General features: G+C 37.6%; 17 protein-coding genes. 5 read left to right on the top strand and 12 right to left on the bottom strand.

Features of this window, described 5'->3' with window-relative positions; translation table 11 throughout:
• Positions 1–3: 3 nt before the first annotated feature.
• Positions 4–501, top strand: a complete 498-nt coding sequence (locus CXF85_RS20175) for a CreA family protein (RefSeq protein WP_101230443.1) — start codon at positions 4–6, stop codon at positions 499–501.
• Positions 502–1,148: 647 nt separating this feature from the next.
• On the opposite strand, the gene CXF85_RS20170 is transcribed toward CXF85_RS20175, so the two are convergent.
• The 5 genes from CXF85_RS20170 to CXF85_RS22860 form a co-directional block, all read right to left on the bottom strand.
• Positions 1,149–2,486: an ATP-binding protein gene (locus CXF85_RS20170; protein ID WP_101230442.1), complete on the bottom strand. Its 1,338-nt coding sequence runs from the start codon at positions 2,484–2,486 to the stop codon at positions 1,149–1,151.
• A gap of 53 nt (positions 2,487–2,539) precedes the next feature.
• Positions 2,540–3,286, bottom strand: coding sequence for a response regulator (locus CXF85_RS20165; protein WP_101230441.1), 747 nt, complete (start codon positions 3,284–3,286; stop codon positions 2,540–2,542).
• Positions 3,287–3,356: 70 nt separating this feature from the next.
• Complete coding sequence (locus CXF85_RS20160) at positions 3,357–3,797, bottom strand: DUF3019 domain-containing protein (protein ID WP_101230440.1); 441 nt, start codon at positions 3,795–3,797, stop codon at positions 3,357–3,359.
• Positions 3,798–3,809: 12 nt separating this feature from the next.
• A complete protein-coding gene (locus CXF85_RS20155; protein ID WP_101230439.1) occupies positions 3,810–4,916 on the bottom strand; it encodes a MipA/OmpV family protein in 1,107 nt (368 codons plus the stop codon).
• Positions 4,917–5,127: 211 nt separating this feature from the next.
• The gene (locus CXF85_RS22860) at positions 5,128–5,331 is read right to left on the bottom strand and encodes a hypothetical protein (protein ID WP_157829151.1); all 204 of its coding nucleotides are present in this window, start codon (positions 5,329–5,331) and stop codon (positions 5,128–5,130) included.
• Positions 5,332–5,694: 363 nt separating this feature from the next.
• Here CXF85_RS22860 and CXF85_RS20145 point away from each other — a divergent pair, with 363 nt between their 5' ends.
• Positions 5,695–7,593 (top strand): methyl-accepting chemotaxis protein, encoded by a 1,899-nt coding sequence (locus CXF85_RS20145; RefSeq protein WP_198555719.1) that lies wholly within the window; start codon positions 5,695–5,697, stop codon positions 7,591–7,593.
• Positions 7,594–7,921: 328 nt separating this feature from the next.
• On the opposite strand, the gene CXF85_RS20140 is transcribed toward CXF85_RS20145, so the two are convergent.
• Both CXF85_RS20140 and CXF85_RS20135 read right to left on the bottom strand, forming a co-directional pair.
• The gene (locus CXF85_RS20140) at positions 7,922–8,101 is read right to left on the bottom strand and encodes a DUF3545 family protein (protein WP_101230437.1); all 180 of its coding nucleotides are present in this window, start codon (positions 8,099–8,101) and stop codon (positions 7,922–7,924) included.
• Positions 8,102–8,232: 131 nt separating this feature from the next.
• Complete coding sequence (locus CXF85_RS20135) at positions 8,233–8,847, bottom strand: DUF1456 family protein (RefSeq protein ID WP_232771286.1); 615 nt, start codon at positions 8,845–8,847, stop codon at positions 8,233–8,235.
• A 101-nt stretch (positions 8,848–8,948) separates the two neighbouring features.
• Here CXF85_RS20135 and CXF85_RS20130 point away from each other — a divergent pair, with 101 nt between their 5' ends.
• Positions 8,949–9,785, top strand: coding sequence for a mechanosensitive ion channel family protein (locus CXF85_RS20130; RefSeq protein WP_101230436.1), 837 nt, complete (start codon positions 8,949–8,951; stop codon positions 9,783–9,785).
• Between the two features lie 140 nt (positions 9,786–9,925).
• Here CXF85_RS20130 and CXF85_RS20125 read toward each other — a convergent pair whose 3' ends face one another.
• The 4 genes from CXF85_RS20125 to CXF85_RS20110 all read right to left on the bottom strand — a co-directional run bounded on the left by CXF85_RS20125 (position 9,926) and on the right by CXF85_RS20110 (position 13,781).
• Complete coding sequence (locus CXF85_RS20125; protein ID WP_101230435.1) at positions 9,926–11,251, bottom strand: DEAD/DEAH box helicase; 1,326 nt, start codon at positions 11,249–11,251, stop codon at positions 9,926–9,928.
• Positions 11,252–11,413: 162 nt separating this feature from the next.
• Complete coding sequence (locus tag CXF85_RS20120) at positions 11,414–12,349, bottom strand: ABC transporter substrate-binding protein (RefSeq protein ID WP_101230434.1); 936 nt, start codon at positions 12,347–12,349, stop codon at positions 11,414–11,416.
• An 87-nt stretch (positions 12,350–12,436) separates the two neighbouring features.
• On the bottom strand, positions 12,437–12,997 hold the full coding sequence (locus CXF85_RS20115) for a type II secretion system protein (RefSeq protein WP_101230433.1): 561 nt from the start codon (positions 12,995–12,997) through the stop codon (positions 12,437–12,439).
• 424 nt (positions 12,998–13,421) lie between these two features.
• Positions 13,422–13,781, bottom strand: coding sequence for a DUF2750 domain-containing protein (locus CXF85_RS20110; RefSeq protein WP_101230432.1), 360 nt, complete (start codon positions 13,779–13,781; stop codon positions 13,422–13,424).
• Positions 13,782–14,112: 331 nt separating this feature from the next.
• Between CXF85_RS20110 and CXF85_RS20105 the strand changes: the two genes are divergently transcribed.
• Complete coding sequence (locus CXF85_RS20105; RefSeq protein ID WP_232771285.1) at positions 14,113–15,258, top strand: serine hydrolase domain-containing protein; 1,146 nt, start codon at positions 14,113–14,115, stop codon at positions 15,256–15,258.
• A gap of 468 nt (positions 15,259–15,726) precedes the next feature.
• Here the strand turns inward: CXF85_RS20105 and CXF85_RS20100 are convergent, their stop codons facing one another.
• Positions 15,727–16,356, bottom strand: a complete 630-nt coding sequence (locus CXF85_RS20100) for a DsbA family protein (RefSeq protein ID WP_101230430.1) — start codon at positions 16,354–16,356, stop codon at positions 15,727–15,729.
• A 645-nt stretch (positions 16,357–17,001) separates the two neighbouring features.
• On the opposite strand from CXF85_RS20100, the gene CXF85_RS20095 reads away from it, so the two are divergent.
• Positions 17,002–19,668: a TonB-dependent receptor plug domain-containing protein gene (locus tag CXF85_RS20095; RefSeq protein WP_101230429.1), complete on the top strand. Its 2,667-nt coding sequence runs from the start codon at positions 17,002–17,004 to the stop codon at positions 19,666–19,668.
• The last annotated feature ends 25 nt before the right edge of the window (positions 19,669–19,693 follow it).

Raw genomic sequence — 19,693 nt, 5'->3', positions numbered from 1 at the left:
AACATGTTTAAAAAGATAAAAATTTACGGCTCAATCCTCATATTATTAGTGATCGCTTTGTTGATATTTAAGAGTTTTTCAAAGAATGAAGTGGGTGACATATCGTTAGGGCTATTTACGCTAAAAGACATAAAAGTGTCCTCTTTAGATGACGATAAAATATCAGGTGTTACTTGCCACATAGCATCAATTGAAGCTAACTTAAGCCTATCTGATCCTAGTGACAGCTCTATATCTTGCCGCCAAACAGGTGATATAACCGCTGATATGCTAGCGACAATTGATAAGAGTAAATCCGGTGAAGTAGTATTTAAACAATCGAAAAGTATCTTTTTCAAGACAATGAAAGTTAGACGTATCTATGATGCTGACAATCAAACCCTACTCTACCTTTCTTATACCACTAAAGAAACGAATGGTAGTTACAAGCACAGCCTTTCAACCGTGCCTTTATGGGGAACAAAAGCTTATACAGAATCAAAGATTATCTTAAAAAATTAACTCCCGCCTTTAAAGTAGCTGTTTTGTTAGTAGCTACTTTAAAGTTACCTCCTATTTATTGAACATTGTTTTTTACATGCCAAGTAGTTAAATAATGAACCTGCTGTAAACGCCATCTTAGAAGTATCAAGTCGGAAAGAAGCGTACATGATACTTACTAAACAATGCCGGATGTATACAGCCCTTAACCATCAAATTTTAGACACTATCCCCAATAATACATCAAAGGAATAACGAGTCTGAACCATTTGCATAGGCGTCTATTTTTATAAAAAACAATTACAAATAACAAATGAGAAACAACAAATGAGAATAGATACCGTTGTTGTTAAATTATAAAAAGGTAAGGCTAATGATGTAAAAAGTAAATTTAATGGCAATAAAAGCAGGGTAACACTAAATTAAGAACATAATAAAAACAAATATGTAATTTTATTACATAAAAACTTTACATGTTAGTCAGGTTTAGTATAATAGCTCTACTTTCTTGGAAGGGTTAACTTAACCAGTCATTTGTAATGGTTATAAATGCACTCTCTTTGAAAACCATATTCCTAATCAATTGTAATTCCCTTGCACTGATTATTTTCAGCCACGTTTTTAACGTGGCTTTTTTTTGTCTGCGATTTGACTATCAAGGAAAACGTTTAGATAAAAGCTTTCGGTAAGGTCACACTAAATTGTGCTCCACTTAATTCCGACGAGTTTTCAATAATGAGTTCACCATGATGCCACTCAACAATGCGTTTGACGATGGCAAGGCCCATACCATAACCTTTTACTTTATTCTCAGTCCCCTCACCCCGAATAAAAGGTTTGATAATTTTTTCTCTTTGCTCTTTAGGAATGCCTGGTCCATCATCGCTAACCGTCACAATAATGTTATTCCCTTGTTCAGTAACGTTCACGTGAATTTTTCTCTGACAGTACTGATGAGCATTTTGTAATAAGTTACTCATCAAAATCATCAAATACGACAAATCACCATCAACAAATACGGAGTGTTTTGGCGAATCGAGTGTCACATGAATATCATCCTGACTTTTATTGTTAATACAGGTGGTAGTCAGTGCTAAAAAATCTACGGGCGCTTTATTTAAGGTAATTAAGGTTTGGTCTAAGCGAGCATAACTTAGTAAGCTTTCCACTAAATCAACCATTTCATCAACGTTATCACTAATGCGTTGCTCAAAACGTTTCCTCAAAACAGGATCATCTTCTTCTTGAATAGTATCAATGCCAAAACGGATCCTTGCCAGCGGGGTACGTAAGTCGTGAGAAACAGCACTACTTAACAGCTTTATATCAGTAACTAAATCATCAATACGTTGAGCCATGCGGTTAAACTCAAGCTCTAAATCACGGATATACGATATAGAGCCAACATCAATACGCTGATTCAAATTACCTTCGCCAAAAGATTTGGCCGTTTGACGTAAAGTCATTAGCCTTCTCATTAACGGATAAAGCCAAAGTAGCATTAGCAGCAATACGGCTAAATAAAAGAGACTGGTCAGCAAAATAGGTAATAACGAATTTTTTTGATTAGCCGCGACAGGCACGGTTGTTAATACTAATAGTTCGTCAGTACGTGAAAGATAAAAGTACATAGCAATGCTGTCATCAGTTTCAAGTAATAATGGTTGGCCAGCGGTAAGGTCAGTTAATAAAGCTTGTGGTAGGGGAAAGTTAATTAACGGCTTTAACTGTAGTGACAATGCGCCTTCACTCGGCCATTGTTCAATAAACTCTTGGCGATTATCAATGCCAGACAACGCTATTGATAAGTGAGTACCCACTTGCTCCAAAGTATCCATTACACTTCGCTGTCCATTTTCTTCTTGCCGTGATTTTCCTGATTTTTTATCAACAGCTTGATTCAGGTTTTGATCGAGATATTGATTATAAATACCATCAAACATCCAGCCTAAACCAATTGTTGCGATAAGTACTACCGCAACCAATGAAAGTGTCAAATTACGCATGGGTTAGCCTATTATCTTTAAAGCACAGGGTGAAACAAACGGCGAATAAGGAGCTACCAAACATCGTTGGCAAATAAGTAACCTTTACCCCAAATAGTTTTAATACGAAAAGGCTCTGAAGAGTCATCTTTTAATTTTTTGCGTAATCTTGAAATGCGTAAGTCAATTGAGCGATCAAAACCATCGTAATCAAAGCCACGAAAATGACTGACAAGTTCTTTTCGTGAGACTACCTGCCCTGCTTTTGTAGCAAGAAACCATAAAACGTCAAACTCATTAGAGGAGACTTTTATCAGCTCGCCATCAAGGCTAACACTGCGGGCTTGCTCACTGATCACTAAGCCACTAAATTTTAGTACGCCTTTAGACTCAAGTTGTTCATCCGTTAACTGAGCTGTACTGGTATTATCTGCTGTTCGAGACTTATCTTCTCGTCGCAGTAAACCTCGAATACGGGCCAGTAAGACTCTTGCTCTAACAGGTTTAGTAATATAATCATCGGCGCCCATCTCAAGTCCAAGTACCTCATCAATTTCTTCATCACGGGCAGTGATCATAATGATAGGATTAGCAAAGGTGGCTCGAACAGTTTTGCAAACATCGAGTCCATCCATACCTGGCAGCATACCATCAAGTAAGACAATATCAGGATTAAGTGACTGAATAAGATCAACGGCTTCATCACCGCGATGGCAAGTAGTTACCTTAAAATCACGTCCTGTTAAATAATCTGCAATCCATTCAGCAAGATCAATATCATCTTCTACTAATAAAATATGCGCGCCCGCTTGTGCTGTCATTAACTACATTTCCTATTTTTATTATTTCTACTATTAAAATGTCATTAAAAGGCTTTGCTTAAAGGTACAGCTAAAAAATTCGCCATGACTTTCTTGGCTGACCTTTTTTCTTATGTACCCAAGCCATTTTTACCACCGCAGTTGCTACTGATAAGCTTTCATTTTGACGCCTTAATGAAAACTCTACATTAACCTTACTATCGAAAGATTTTTTCAATTCACCTGCAGTGCTATTTACCCAACAATTGAGCGCCTTATCATTGTCTGTCGTATATAGACAATAATTACCCGGCGTATCAACTTGCCAGCTTAACTCAACAGAAACATAACAAGCCTGACCTTGGCGCATAGCAACACACTGCTGTGGACTCACCATCATACTGGCTTGTATTTCTGTCGCATTTACCACTGAACTTATAGCCAGTAATAACATCAATGAACATGACGTTTTTATTTGTAAAAGCAGTCTTTGCAACTGCTTTTTAACTTTACTCTGTTGTTTAGTGTGCATAATCATGCTCCCCTAAAAAACAAATGTTAATAGCAGGCCGCCTCTAACACCGTCTTCAACGGTATCTTGACGTGCAGCAATACTACGGTCTGACAGTGCATTATAGCTAATATAGCTACCGATAACCCAGTCTGTCGTTAAAGGATATTCAACACCAACTTCAGCTGAATAACTGATACCTGCTGATGTTGATAAATCATCTTCCACCCAGGTTTGTATGCCATAAGGCGTAACTTCTTTAGAGCGATACTGCATCCCTAAGTTAGTATAGAAATTGGTATTTCTATACTGCAAGTTATAGCTATATGAAATTGAGGCTTCGATACCATCACTACCTTCACCATTACGACTAACAGGAGAATAAATCATTTGCAGCTGACTGTTTTCATAAAAACCAGTCATTCTAAGACCTGCACGTTCATCTTCATTACGTGTTTGAATGCCCTCTAAGCCTTCAATGCCTCGTGTACTGTATTGATAAAACATATCAAATGAATAATCTTCACTATTGTAGAAGTTCACACCCCAAGCAGGCATAGAATACATACCTTGAATTCGTCGAGTACTTATACCTGGCGATTCCATAAACAATCCAAGCAGTTGCACTCGGTAACTCATGACCACGTCAAACTCTGATTCGGTATCAACATTCGCTGCAAAAGCATAATCGTCGCCCGCACTGCTTACAGCGCTGACATCAACATAAAATCCATCACGGCGATTGTCAAAAAAGCGATGGATTTTCTCAAATTTTTCGCATTTTTCATCTTCCTCGTCACAGCTGTACGATTGATGCTCTTCCCCTTCGCAATCACCAATACAAAAAGAGTAATCGTCATCACCGTTTGATTCAGACTCTTGCTTACCCTCTGAGCCTCCATCAGTATTTTTACTGTCTACGGTAATATCTGTTTCAGCAATATCATCTTTTTTGATTTTTTCATCAGTATTATTAGCTGCTTCAACACTTTTACTCGTGCCTTGTTCTGTAGTTGATGCTGGTATTGTTGACTCATTGGCTTTCTTTTCAACTTCGCTATCTGCGATTGCAGTAAAAGAAGTCAAAATAACACTGGTGGCAACTAGGCTAACTACGGCTGTTTTTGTTAAATGTTTCATATATTCCCTGTGAACGTCTGTTTTTGTTAACACTAATACTAACGAAGCCTTATCAAAATAGACGTATCACAAATTAAGCTGATGTATCAATTTGTATCATACTTTAACGCAATAATAACATTGCTTTACACATATACCCAAACAACTTGAAGATGCGTTTTTTAAGGACGCTTGAGCGATTCATAATCAAGGCGCCTCATTTTATTAAGAGTTATTCAGGATAATGTGCTCCTGCATTATCTAATAAGCTACATCCATGTGGCGTCCTTAAAAAAGGAGGCAACAAAGAATATGCTTTGCTCATACGTCCCCGTAGGGCTGGTTTAGAAATGCTTTTTGCGGCGTTATTGATTTCGACAATAGAATAACTATTTTCTTCAATCAATGCCTTGCCTAAAAACATTTCTAATTCCAACTGAAACCTGCATCTTCAGGTAGTTTGGGTATAGAGGAATGGGGGCAAGTGTAACTAAAGGCATATTAACGTTAATAACATACCTTTGTAGTTAACTCATCCGCTTACTGTAAACATCATCGTCTCAGACCGGACGCTAGTATTAATGCTACTTATTAGACAATGCAGGAGCATATTAAATAGCATACCCGATAAAAGTGGGCTATACCTTTGCGTTAGTAAAACGGGTAAAAATAATACTAACAGGTAATTACTTATAAATTAGATAGTTACACTGTAATAAAACCGTAACAAAAGTGTCGTAATATCTAAATATAACTGTAACACACCTGTAATAAAGGCAGGTACTTAATGGAGTTTACAATGGATAGTTTGAGCATAAAATGGAAGTTGAGTTTATTAGCGATATTGGCGGGCATAGGTTTTGTAATATTGATGTTTTATAACTATTCAGCCACTTCAACGCTAATGGAGTTCAATAATATTGCTAAGAAAACAGTTCAGCTTGAAGCTGAAATGTTAATGTTGAGGCGCCACGAAAAAGATTTTATCGCTAGAAAAGATCTTAAATACCTTGATAAATATCAGCAAACATTCAAGGGAGTTACCCAAACGCTTGACCAGATAGAGCAGCAGTTATTATCGGTAGACATCATTAATCAACAAACAACTGAGCTTCGAAAACTATTAAAATCTTACCAAAACACGTTTTATCTACTCGTCAAACAACAGACAAAAGTAGGCCTACATGCTAAAGATGGCTTGTACGGATCTTTAAGAAATGAAGTACACCAGATAGAAAATTTATTGACCAAGCGTGAAAGTTTAGCCGAATCAAGTTATGAGTTACACAGTTTAATGCGGACTATGCTTATGCTACGCCGACATGAAAAGGACTTCATGCTAAGGCGCGATTTAAAATATGTCGATAAGTTTACTAAACGCTTAACGGTAATGCGTAATAAAATAACGGATAGTGAGATTATTGGAAGTTTCAAGTCAAAAACTAAACAAGCCTTAGATAACTACCAACGCCAGTTTTTACAACTTGTGAAAGGTGAACAGAAGTTTGGCCTAACCAGTGCTCAAGGGCTGCTTGGCGAAATGAGAAATAATATTCATCAGAGTGAAACGCTTTTAAAATCATTTAATCAATTCGCGCAAGAAAATATCGACCAACATATAACAAAGAAAGCATGGATAGATATCCTTGTCGGTTTCAGTTTAATTATATCCATTATGTTGGCATTAATTACCATCGCCAATGGTATTTCACGGCGTATCACTAACTTGTCAAAAATAATGACGTTAGTTGCCAGTTCAAAAGATCTGAGTTTACGCGCCAATATTTCTGGAAGTGATGAAATATGTGAGATGGCGACTATTTATAATGAAATGATGGCAGAATTTGAAGCATTGATGTCTGAAGTAAAAGCTTCATCGCTAGAGCTAGCCGAGGTATCTAAAGATTTAAAAGCATCAAGTTTACAAACCAGTACAGGCGTTAGCCGTCAGTTAAGTGATAGCGAGCAGGTTGTATCTGCCTTAACTCAAGTTAGTGACTCTGTTACAGAAGTTGCTTTTAATGCATCTGAAGCCGCTCAAGCTTCCCTTGCTGCCGAAAAAGCATCAAATAGTGGCCATCGATTGATTAAAGAGAATCGAAATAGTTTTGAAAAGCTTGTGATTGATATTGAAGCATCGGCGACAATTATTCAGAATTTAAACAAAGAAAGTAACAATATTGAGGCAATGCTTAACGATATTCGCAGTATCGCTGACCAGACAAATTTACTCGCCCTTAATGCGGCGATAGAAGCCGCTAGAGCCGGTGAACAAGGCAGAGGTTTTGCTGTTGTCGCTGATGAAGTGAGAACTCTTGCTCAACGTTCAGCTGCATCTACACAAGAAATAGAACATGTTATTACTCGCCTACAATCACTCGCTGCAGATGCAGTATCAGCGATGAGTTTAGGAAAAAATCAAGCTGAAAACAGTGTTGTAGATACTCAAAATGTAGAGTTAGCGTTAATTGACATAAAAAATCACAGCGAAGAAGTAAGTAATATGAACCGCCAAATAGCGACTGCTGCAGAACAACAAGCCGCTGTTGTGCAAGAGATTAACCGTAATCTAATGTCGATTACTGAGGTAGTAGAAGAAACCTCTAGTCTTACAGGAACAATCTCAGTCACTAGTGAACAGCTAAATAATTTGTCTGAACAACTTGGGCTGCGGGTAATAAAATTCAAGACACAGTAATACCAATTGCATTATGTTTTTGCTCTTGATGTGCATTGGGAAAATAAATCAGGGCAAGGCGCTCGATTGAGCAATAGCTGGCTATTGGGATTGAGAGCTACGTAGACGTGGAGTATTTTAACCAGCGCAAGTGGGCAATCACTTAATGTAATTGGTATAAAGTAATTTAAGTTTATTCTGTCAGTCTTAGGTGTTAAATAACGAGGGAAACAGGTATCGAGGCGTAATATTGAAGTTTATTGATCTAACCTTTCCATAGATAGGGTTAGATCAAAAAACATTCATAACGATTGTTGCAGTAACACAAAATCGGTTACAAGCTAAATCGTTAATAAGAATACTGCTCAAAATTTGCAATATCTCTTCGTAAACGGCGTTGATCTTTTATCGCTTCAATCTCACGCCATTTACGTTTTTTCTGTTTTGATTGACCCTTTCTATCGGGTCTTGTTAGCTCGTCGTCTTCGTCGTCTAACACATCCGCTTCCTGCCAATATTCGTTATTCATATTACTCTCCTATCACCCACTTATCACTAATGTTAAATAGCAATTTAAGGGAGTTAGGTGAAAGTAATATGAAACAAAGATGACAATTTTATGAAAGCAAAGCTAATTATAGCGCAGGACATCTCAAAATATTATTGAGATTTAATTTTCAAACCTTTTAAAAATGCAGATAAAACTTCATCAGAACAATTTTTATAATGCTTATTACTTACATTTCTAAAGAGTGCGCTTAACTCATGCTTATCTAAACTAAGTTCGGCTAATTCAAGAATAGAAATCACTTCTTCAGCTTTTAAAGACAAAGCGATTTTTACTTTATTAAAAATCATGTTATTCGTTAATTCTTGCTCATTTTCACGAGCAGGTCCTTCACTTGGTCCACGTTTCGCAGTGATTAAACCATTTAAAAAGCTAGAAAATTGCACATCTTCTATCGCTTGATATGCACTATCATCTTTTTCTTTAAAGAAGTTAGCTAACTGGTCTGTACTAATTTCACATTGGCTTAAAGCAAAAGTAGATATAATTTTTTCATCAGTTAAGTCAAAGATAGTACGGATGCGGCGAAGTATGTCGTTATTAATCATGTAAGAGCCTAAAAGTTGTTTTGCTTTAGCAGTGATATATATAGCTGCTTGAAAAGTGTTTAAAAAATATCCCGCTATTATAACTGACTCTGCCGCCCTTGGCGTGTTTTGATTCAATAAATGGCTATCTATCGCGTTAAAGCCCAAATTTACTGGCATATAGCCAAATAAATCGTTAATAACTCAAAGCATAAATTGTAATTTTTTCTAGTCAGTATAAAATATTCAAGATTTTAATCATTGTTAATAAAGGAAATTCAATGAGCACAATAGATAGCTCTATCACACAACTCGAAACTCTCACTATGAAGGCTTATGAACTTGGGCTTGCTTATGCACCTAAGTTGATTTTATCAATTCTTACTTTACTGATTGGTTTATGGATCATTAGTGGCATTAGTAAGTTGGTACAAGCGTCAATGGAACGTTCTAAAGTTGACCCAACCTTAATCCCTTTCATGGGTAGCTTGGTCTCTTGGTTACTTAAAGTACTTTTATTTATCTCTGTTGCTTCAATGATAGGCGTTGCTACTACGTCATTTATTGCTGTACTTGGTGCAGCCGGTTTAGCTATTGGCTTAGCATTGCAAGGTAGCTTAGCCAACTTTGCTGGTGGCGTATTAATAATGATATTCAAGCCATATAAAGTGGGTGATTTAATTGAATCTCAAGGTCACCTAGGGGTGGTTAAAGAAGTACAAATATTTAATACTATTTTGCTTTCACCGCAATCTAAACGCATTATTATTCCTAATGGTTCAACGTCTAATGGCTCTGTTGTTAACTATACCGTTGAAGGTAAAATACGTGTTGATTTAACCGTTGGCGTTTCTTATGACGCAGACATTGATAAAACTAAAGCAGTATTAATGGAAGTTTTGGTTAATAATGACAAAGTTATGCAAGATCCGGCTCCATTTATTGGCCTTTCAGAAATGGCCGATAGCTCGGTTAACTTTGCCGTTCGCCCACATTGTTTACCTGAGCACTATTGGGATGTTTACTTTGGTGTGAATGAAGCCGTGAAGAAAGCTCTTGATAAAAATGCGATTGCTATTCCATTCCCGCAGCGCGATGTACATTTAATTCAATCTTAATTAACCTTGTGGCTATCTTAGGTTGGTCATAAGTAGATAATTTAGTGAAATAAAAACCGCGTTAATGGCAATCATTAACGCGGTTTTATTTTAATTATCTTTTGTTAACAGTAATACCGTATTGTTTACCTTAACAGTATCTATTTAGTCGGCCATGGGCTTCTCGGTAAATTCCCCTTAGATTCAGTACCTCTAGAAGCATTACTCTTACGTTGATTATTACTTGGCTTCTTTCTACTCAAAGTACTATTGCCAGGTTGAGTACTTTTTGATTCAGCGTATTTAGTGACATAATTTAACTTGGACAGAGGTACTGTCTTTTTCACTGGGAACTCTGCAAATTCTTTTCGTTCAATAATGTGGCCTAAACGACTTTCAATAGCACAAAGTTCTCTGAAGTTATCCTTAGAAACTAAAGAAATAGCCTCACCCGATGCGCCAGCTCGGCCAGTACGACCAATTCGATGAATGTAGTCATCTACTTGCGCAGGTAAATCATAATTAATAACACGGGAAAGTTCACCAATATCAATACCACGGGCAGCAATAGCAGTGGCGACTAGGAATTTTATTTTTCCTGATTTAAAGTCGTTAAGTATTTGTTCACGAATATCTTGCGCTCTACCACTGTGAATACTTTCGGCGGTAATGCCACGTTTTTCTAACTGACTGACCAATTTGGCCGCGCCTTGTTTAGTTTCAATAAAAATAAGCGCTTGTTGCCAATCGTGCGTGGTAATTAAATGGCTTAACAAGGCTGATTTATTACTTTTATCAACACTAACTAACCATTGCGCTATTTTAGGTTTAGAGTCTTTATCAGCGCCAATAGAAATTTCAACAGGTTGATGAATGGTTCTTTTCGCTAAACCACGAACCTCATCAGACATGGTGGCAGAAAAGAGTAAATTTTGACGTTGTTCAGGTAAGCGCTCAATTATTTTATTAATATCGTCAATGAAGCCCATATCAAGCATTCTATCGGCTTCATCAAGCACCAACATATCAAGCTCATCAAAATGCAAGACTCTTTGGTGTGTCATATCGAGCAAGCGACCCGGTGTAGCCACCAGAATATCTACCCCCCAAATCAATCGCTGTTTTTGTTCCTGTGCATCAACACCGCCATACATTGCCATAGAGCTAATATCTAAATACTTAGCATACGCACTAATACTTGCTTCAACTTGAACAGCAAGTTCACGGGTAGGAACAATAATAAGAGCGCGAATGCGTTTACCTCGTAACTTCTTATCGGTATCTTTGTAACGGCTAGTTAGTTGCTCTAATAATGGCAAAACAAAACTTGCCGTTTTACCTGTACCTGTTTGTGCCGCGGCAATAATATCTTTGCCCGATAAAACCAAAGGTATCGCTTTTTGTTGAATAGCCGTCGGCTTTGTATAACCTAAGTCTGCAATGGCATTGAGTATTGGGGTCGATAATTTAAGTGTTGAAAAGGACATAGTATGTCTCAGCCATATTGATAATCGAACTGCTGTTCATTAGCCATATGTTACAAAGTGGCTAAGGGGCAATTGATAAGAAGAATAATGGGTGGAGTATAACAGTTATCTAGATCACGTAGAAGTAAGAAGCGTCTCCTATGTAAAAGCTTATATACTCGATTAGATAGGACAAGTGAAGTTTAACCACGCTTTGCTTTGCTCGCCATATTTAGCCAGCCATTTATCTATGGCTGGCTGTGCAGTTTTTTGTTCAACACTGTATAAGTATGACGCATAGGAGATCATCTCAGTGGTAAAGTTAACTTCTGTCATTAACTGATAAACACACGGCCATTTGTGCTTTACTCCTGGCCAAGCAGCTTTTTTAATTAAGGTAACCTTTGGGTTACCACAGTCGTAAAGCATTTCTTTATTTACTCCCCAAGCGGGGTCTTGTTCACATGCTTTGTCATAATCAGGAAATTCGACAAAATTACCTTTAATACGTACATCAACCCAGTTAGGACTCCAATGTAATAACACTATCGGTTGTTTATTTTTCTCAGCTTGACTAAGTTTTTGCCAAAGTTGCTCTGCATCATCCAAACGTTCAATGGCAAAGTCCATGCCCAGTGACCTTATCATCGCGGCATCACGATAATTCCATGGTCCGGTATAATAAACGCCTTTAGAGCCATGATTCCCGTCACTAAAAATAGCAGTGCATTTTTTCAGCGCTTGCCAGCTAGGTAAGTCTGGACAAAGTTCCTCAACATACTCTGGATACCACCAATCTTCTCTACCAAAGGCGCTATGTAAACCAAGATCTTCTATATAGCCCTTATTAACGGCCTTGATAAAATCGCCATCATCATACGTTTGCCAAATCTCAACTTGAATATGAACAAATCCTTTTCTCATTGCCCCGAGTTGATTGATAGAACTAAGAGGTAAATACTCAACCAGATAACCAAGCTGTTCTATTTTAGCGCCAACAATTTTTGATAATAATCGTTGACTGGGCCAATCATTTAAAGGCAAGACAATAGCTTGCTCTTCAACAGCCATGGCCCTTAATGAAACAAGAATAAGTAAAAATAATAGTGATACACGCACTGACAGTTACCCTAGGATATTTACAACGTCTTAAGTATAGGCTATGTGCGTGATTGAGCTGAGCTTTACCTAACACGCATCAATAAATTAGCTTAACGTTGCTTTACCCACAGTGACTTTACCGGTTCCAGGATAATAACGCATTTGCCAGTTTTCTTGGCCTTTAGCTGGATTATCTGAAATATAATTGAAGTAGCAATGCGTATTAGGGTCAACAACGATGCCATTAGAATACCAATAAATTATATCGTTACCTCCGCCAAAGGAAGCGTCGGCATGTGGGGCTATAGTAAAGTCTTCATCGAGTAAACCTTTCCATAACTCAGCACAAAAACCTCCTGTAAGCTTTTGTCCATCATCACCATAAAGCGTGGTATCTTGCCCGAGTGGAAAACCTGTAATAGTGGAGTCTATATCTCCAGCTCCAAAACAAGCTAAATCCTTAACATGACCTTGTACTGAACCAGCTATCCAGCAGTTATGATATAAATTCACCGCACTTTCAAACGAGGCGAAGGTAGATTTGGCAATGCTATCATGGGCATCTTGCGTTAAATTAATAAATCGAGGCAATGCTGTTACGGCCAGAATTCCTAGAATTACCATGACGGTGACTAATTCAATTAACGTAAAACCTTTAGCTCTCATATCTATACCCTTTATGCTTAACATTAAAACGCACGCATCATACACGGCATACAATATAAGGTATATTAAAAGTAAGAGCGTAAATTAGAAAGTTGTTAGAGAGAGTATGTATTGATGCAGCAGTTCAATAGTAAAAGATATTTATTCAGATTATGTGATGTAGTTAAAACAAGTGAACACTACTGTTTAATGTCCTAAAACATTTCCCTCTTTAGCTTCTATCAAAGACGTTACTCATAAAAGAACGTAACGTTATCAAATAGAACAGAAGAAAAAAGCAGATAAATCCAATAAAAAAAGCATAACCCAAACGGACTATGCTCTTTATGACTAACCTAATGTTCAAAGTAACTAATTAGCGATTCATTGAATCATAAATCTTACTATTGACTACTTCTGACAAAATTATTTTATAGAGGGATTATTATTTTAGTGACTCTATTTCAGCAAGTGCTTGGGTAAACTCACTCAATTCCATTTCGACATGGACATCATCACCTTGCCAGTTAATACCAACAATAACACCGTCTTCATTAAGGTCTTCAACCCAAAATTCAAACCAATCGGCTAGTGATATTTCACAAGGAACGTAATCACTCCACTCTTCAATACAATGTTGTTGAGCTAATGCTGAGTTTGACCATAAAGGCATCACATCAGTGTTTTCGAAGCTAGGTGAGTCAAGAACAACCCAATCTTCACTTTCTTTGTCTTGCAGTGCCCAAATAACTTGTGCCGGTTTAGTTTCTACCAAAAAGTCTTTAAGGATATTGTTATCGCTCATGAGGTCATTTCTTCTATTAAATTATATGAGCCGATTATAGCGAAGTTAACGACGAAGGTCATGTTATACCCGTTACCATTCAAAGTGCAGGATTTAGGCAAGGTAAATGATTTAAGCACTCTGAAACATGCATATTTATTGGGAATGGGGATTATCCCATTTCAATAGGCTTATTACAGAGAAAACGACACTAAAACAATTAAAGGCTATTTATTTTCTCGCTTAGTCGATAGTATTATCGGCTTTTTCACACTGAGACTCATCTATGCTTTTTAGACTTTTCTGCTTTTTATTAATGCTATTTTTAACTCCCTTTTCCTCTGCGAATAATGTGACTCAGTTTAAGCAAAAATTTTCAGCTCAAGTAAAACAGCAGCTCAAGCACTACAGTATTCCCGGCGGCGCTTATGTCATTGTGCAAAATAAAAATATTATTGCTATGGAAAACTTTGGTCATACGGATAAAGCTAAATCTCATAACGTTGATAACAATACGGTATTTCGCTTAGCCTCAGTTTCTAAAACATTTGCTGCCACAATAACTACCATGCTAGCGCAAGATCAGGAATTAAACTTATCTGATCCTATTACCAAATACGTCCCCCACTTCTCTTTAGCTACAGAAGGTGCAGCACAAAAAATTCAACTAAAACACCTATTAAGTCATTCCAGTGGGTTGATGCCAAATGCTTATGATAATCTGTTGCATGAAAATTGGGCGATGAAAAAAATAATTGGTCGCTTTGACAAAATCACACCTATTTGCCAACCCGAAAAGTGCTACGGCTACCAAAATATAGCCTATGGATTATTACAGCCCGCTATCGAAGCAAGCCAGAGCAAAAGTTATGCGACGTTATTACAAGACCGTGTATTTACTCCCCTCAACATGACACATGCTTCTGTTGGTATTGATGCTTATAAAGAGCAAGAAAATACCGCAAAACCGCATATTCTCAGAAAACGAATCAAAACAGGAAAAAAAGATCCACAAGGTCGAGATATTAAAAAGTACATATGGCGTACTGTAAAGGTGGAGCCTGACTTTTATAAAGTGGCAACTGCTGCAGGGGTTAATGCCAGTATCAACGACTTGGCCAAATGGTTGATTGCTAATTTAGGATACAAACCACAGGTGCTATCCCCTTCGCTATTAACTGAATTAACAACACCGAGGATCAAAACACAAAAAGATTTACGTCGACGTTTTTGGCGTGAGCACTTAACCGATGCTCATTACGGTTATGGCTGGAGAATTTACCAGTTTAATGGTCATCCCATCATTTACCACTCAGGCTGGGTTGCCGGATTTCGTGCTGATATAGGCTATTCACCCGAATTAGATATTGGTTTTGCCATCGTTATTAACGCCGAATCTAATGCTATCAGTAAAATATCAAGCCAGTTTTGGTTACAAGCGAGTAGGATATTTGACAAAAAACCAAGAAGAAAAAACTTGAGAGAAGACCTAAAATAAATGCAGCCCCCCCCCCTATTTTAGATGGTGTTCGTACCTTGATAGCACTGACTGTAACGTCATTTTCGACGTCCAGAACCATACGTAACCATCAGAACGTTAAGCTCTAAATAGTCACCTTATTGTGATTAAGCATTATTTAATTGATGAAACTCAGCTTTAATTGCTGCTTTATTACCCATCATAGTGATTGTTTTTCTACTAGGTCAAGCTAGTTCTGCATTATTGAGTAGCCGCCCAATATGCTGTTTAGCAAATTGGTTTAGATTACTTTTATAAATAGCTAACATGGCGCTAAAAACATCCACATTCCATTTATCTTGGAATTAGCTTGCGATACTCCCTAATATTTCTTTAGGATGATGAATTAATAGACATTGTGTTTGTATTTCATGACATTAGCACTAAATCCAATGATTTTTAAACTGTTATTTTTTACTTAAAGTGGTTCGTTTTAAGAGAGCTAACCTATCCCACTATCTTAGTGATATGAGCTAGCGTTTGTTGGTAGTCATTATATTCAATGGGAATTTGATGACATACTCCATCAACTTCAAGTACTAAGGAAGGGAAACCTTGCTGGCTTAATTGTTGTGCTAAAAGCACTTGCCTTGTTAACTCTTTATCTGTATCCGCAGCATTAATGTCAGTAATAAAGGTCTCTAAATCTAAACCAAGTGATTTTTGTTGACTCAGCTCTTCTGCAAGACCAATTAGCACTGTAATGTCAGAGGGATTTAAAGCACGTAGATAATATGCCCGCTGAATCGCGTCAATCATAGGTTGTTGGCAAGCTTGCCTATGTGCTGCGATGGCTGCCCTACAGGCATTATATGTTGAGCGCCGTGGCGTATTATCACACCAAAAGTCATAATTAAACCGTGTACCTAACTTCTGCTCAATGGTTCGCCAATGATTTTGAATCATCTTCTGTTGGGCAATTGGCATGGGGTCATCAGAATCAGGTGCTAAACCACCAGCGACATATTCGACAACGACCGAAGCCGACAGTTTTTTCTGTAACTCATCCCACATAGGACGATAGCCCCAACACCAGCTGCACATAGGGTCGTGAAGATAATATAAGATTGTATTCATATGGCCTCTTTTACATTACTTTTTAAGCTATTTTTGATTTAAAAATACAAATTAAGCCAAACAAACTTAACGTACAAGCGCTAATGATTAGAATTATGGCAGATCGCCGTGAACCTGGGGGATTTTATTCACTCAGCTGAAGCCAATCTATAGAGGCCTTAACTCACCGACACCACTTTATATTGTATACCGACATCACATATTATTAATGGGATCTCTACTTTTGACATCCTAGCGATGTAAGTCATTTATTTTTAATAATAATAAATAACTGCTTCTGTAATAAACAATTACATTTATTTTGAAATATTTTTGTTTTTACAAAAAAAAAACAACTATACGAAACTAGTCGTACTTTACTTTTTAAAAATACCAACTATGAGCTATAACAATTTTAAGCTTAAGCCCGTACAGCACTGCCCCAGACAATCTACAGTAAACCTCGTAGAACACTCTTATTTGTAACAACAACGTAAAAAAATTAAAAAAAACACACTTATTCACCTATTGTAATGAAAAATCAGCTGTTCTATAAGTAATCGTCTTAGTTTTTTATGCACTTAAATAAACTATCTCGATAAATAAAATAATAAACATAAAACACATAACTATAAAAACAATTAAAAATATTAGGAAGGTAATAACATGTCTAATACATTTCGTACAAGTACCCTAGCATTTGCTGTGAGTATGGCTTTAGGTACAGTATCTGCCCATGCTGCTGAAGCTGATAAAACTAAAGTAGAAAATGTCGAAAAAATTGTTGTTGTTGGCTCGCGTGGTGCACCACGTTCTGTAAATGATTCTCCTGTACCCATTGATTTAATCGGTGCCGAAGAGTTAAAGCGCGGCGGTAATACCAACATGCTTGAGCTATTAAAAGGCACTGTGCCCTCTTTTAACGTTCACGAAAATCCTATTTCAGATGCTGCTAGTTTAGTTAAGCCTGCCAATTTACGTGGTTTATCATCAGACAGTACCTTGATATTAGTCAACGGTAAACGTCGCCATAAAGCATCAGTTATTGCCATGTTAGGTGGCGGCATTAACGATGGCGCACAAGGCTCTGATATTTCAGTTATCCCTAGCTCTGCTTTAAAGCAAGTTGAAATATTACGTGACGGCGCCGCTGCACAGTATGGCTCTGATGCTATCGCTGGTGTAATGAACTTTGTATTAAGAGATGATGCAGAAGGTGGCTCTTTAACCGCTCGTTATGGATCTTATTACGAGGGCGATGGCGATACCATGGAAGTCTCAGGCAATGTGGGTATGCCACTAACCAAAGACGGTTTTGTTAATCTGAGTTTCCAATATAAAAATTCTGATGCCACCAGTCGAAGTGTACAACGTCCTGATGCCGGTCTTTTTTATGACTTAGGTGTTGAAAATGTTCCTGGAAATGGTAGTCCTGCTCAAATTTGGGGCTCTCCTGAAGTCAATGATGACATCACTGTTTTTGCTAATTTAGGATTAGACCTAGGTAACGATAACGAAGCTTATATGTTTGGTAACTTCTCTGAGCGTGATGTGCGTGGTGGTTTCTATTACCGTAATCCGAATACTCGTGGTGGTGTATACGGCGGTAACATTAGAACAGCAGATATAGGTGATGGGAATGGTTCTATTAGACAGTACAGACCTCTAACACCGACTGGTCATACCTTTATTGATCCTGATGATGAACGCACCCCACAGCAGATGATTTGGGATGATGATGCGACTCCAACAATTCTTGTTGGTGACACCAGCGCAAATGCCGACCCATTTAGCTGTCCTGAAGTGCCTATTGTTAACGACCTACCTGTTGGACTTGATACTTTACCTGCTAATTGTTTTGCACATAACCAAAACATGCCTGGAGGTTTTACGCCTAATTTTGGTGGTAATATAGTTGATACCTCAATCACGATGGGTACTCGTGGCGAACTTGATAATGGTGTTATGTATGATGTAAGTGGTTCTGTTGGTTTCAATGAATCAAGTTATGTTATTTATAACACTATCAATGCTTCATTAGGTGCAGAGTCCCCCCGTGACTTTAATCCAGGTAAACATACTCAATTGGAAAAAACATTTAACCTAGATTTCAGTAAAGACTTTGATGTTGATATGTTTGATAACTTAATGGTTGCCGGTGGTTATGAGTGGCATGCTGAATCTTTTGAAGTAACTGCGGGTAATGTCGAATCCTATGAAGCAGGTCCATTAACAGACCAAGGTTTTGGTATTGGTTCAAATGGTTTCCCTGGCTTTAAACCTTCCTCTGCCGGTGTTTTCTCTCGTCAAAACTATGCATTATATGTTGATGTTGAAGCTCAAGTCACAGAAGAGCTTTTAATCGGCACTGCTGTTCGTTATGAAGACTATAGTAGTTTTGGTAGTACGACTAACTACAAAATAACCGGTCAATATAACATCACAGATGATTTTTCTTTACGTGGTTCAATAAGTACAGGTTTCCGTGCACCAACCGTTGGCCAAGCTAACTACTCTAATGTACAAACAGAACTAAAAGAAGGTAAGTTAGTCGATACTGCTTTACTACCGGCAACTAACCCTATTGCGGTTCAATTAGGTGCTCAAGAACTCACACCTGAAGAATCATTCAGTCATACTTTGGGCGCTGTGTGGACTATTGGTGACGTGTTTATTACCCTTGATTATTATAATATTGTTGTTGAAGATCGTGTTTCTAAGTCAGATAGTTATACGTTAACAGATACTGATAGAGACGCATTAAAAGCTGCTGGTGTGGTCAATGTAGATTCAATTAATGGCGTAAGCTTCTTTACTAATGACTTTGATACCACAACATCGGGTATTGACCTTATCAGTAACTACGCTACTGACCTATTTGATGGTGATACAACCTTTAGCTTGGCATACAACTATAATAAAACGGAAGTTGATCGTTACAGTGATGTAACCGGTGATTTTAAAGTATCTCGTTTAGAAAACGACTTACCAAACCATCGTGCAACAGCTACATGGTCACAATCATGGGATCAAGTAAGCTTCTTACTCCGTGGTAACTATTACGGTGAATATCAAGCTGTTCACGTTGATTATGATGCAACGGCTATTACGGGTGATGCTGCAATAACCCTTGATGCTGAAGTAAGCTATTTTATCAACGATACTTTTACAGTATCGCTTGGTGCACAAAACTTACTTGACCAACAAGCAACAAAAATTAATATTCCTGGAGACGATATTCCAGATAATAATTGGGGCGGTAAGTACTATGAAACATCTCCATTTGGTTTCAATGGTGGTTTCTACTACGTAAAAGCATCTTATAACTTCTAAGAGCCTTTAATTATAAGAAACTTGT

It is taken from the genome of Colwellia sp. 75C3, from assembly GCF_002836255.1.
Taxonomy (GTDB): Bacteria; Pseudomonadota; Gammaproteobacteria; order Enterobacterales; family Alteromonadaceae; genus Colwellia.
This window is presented reverse-complemented; position numbering and strand designations above follow the sequence as displayed.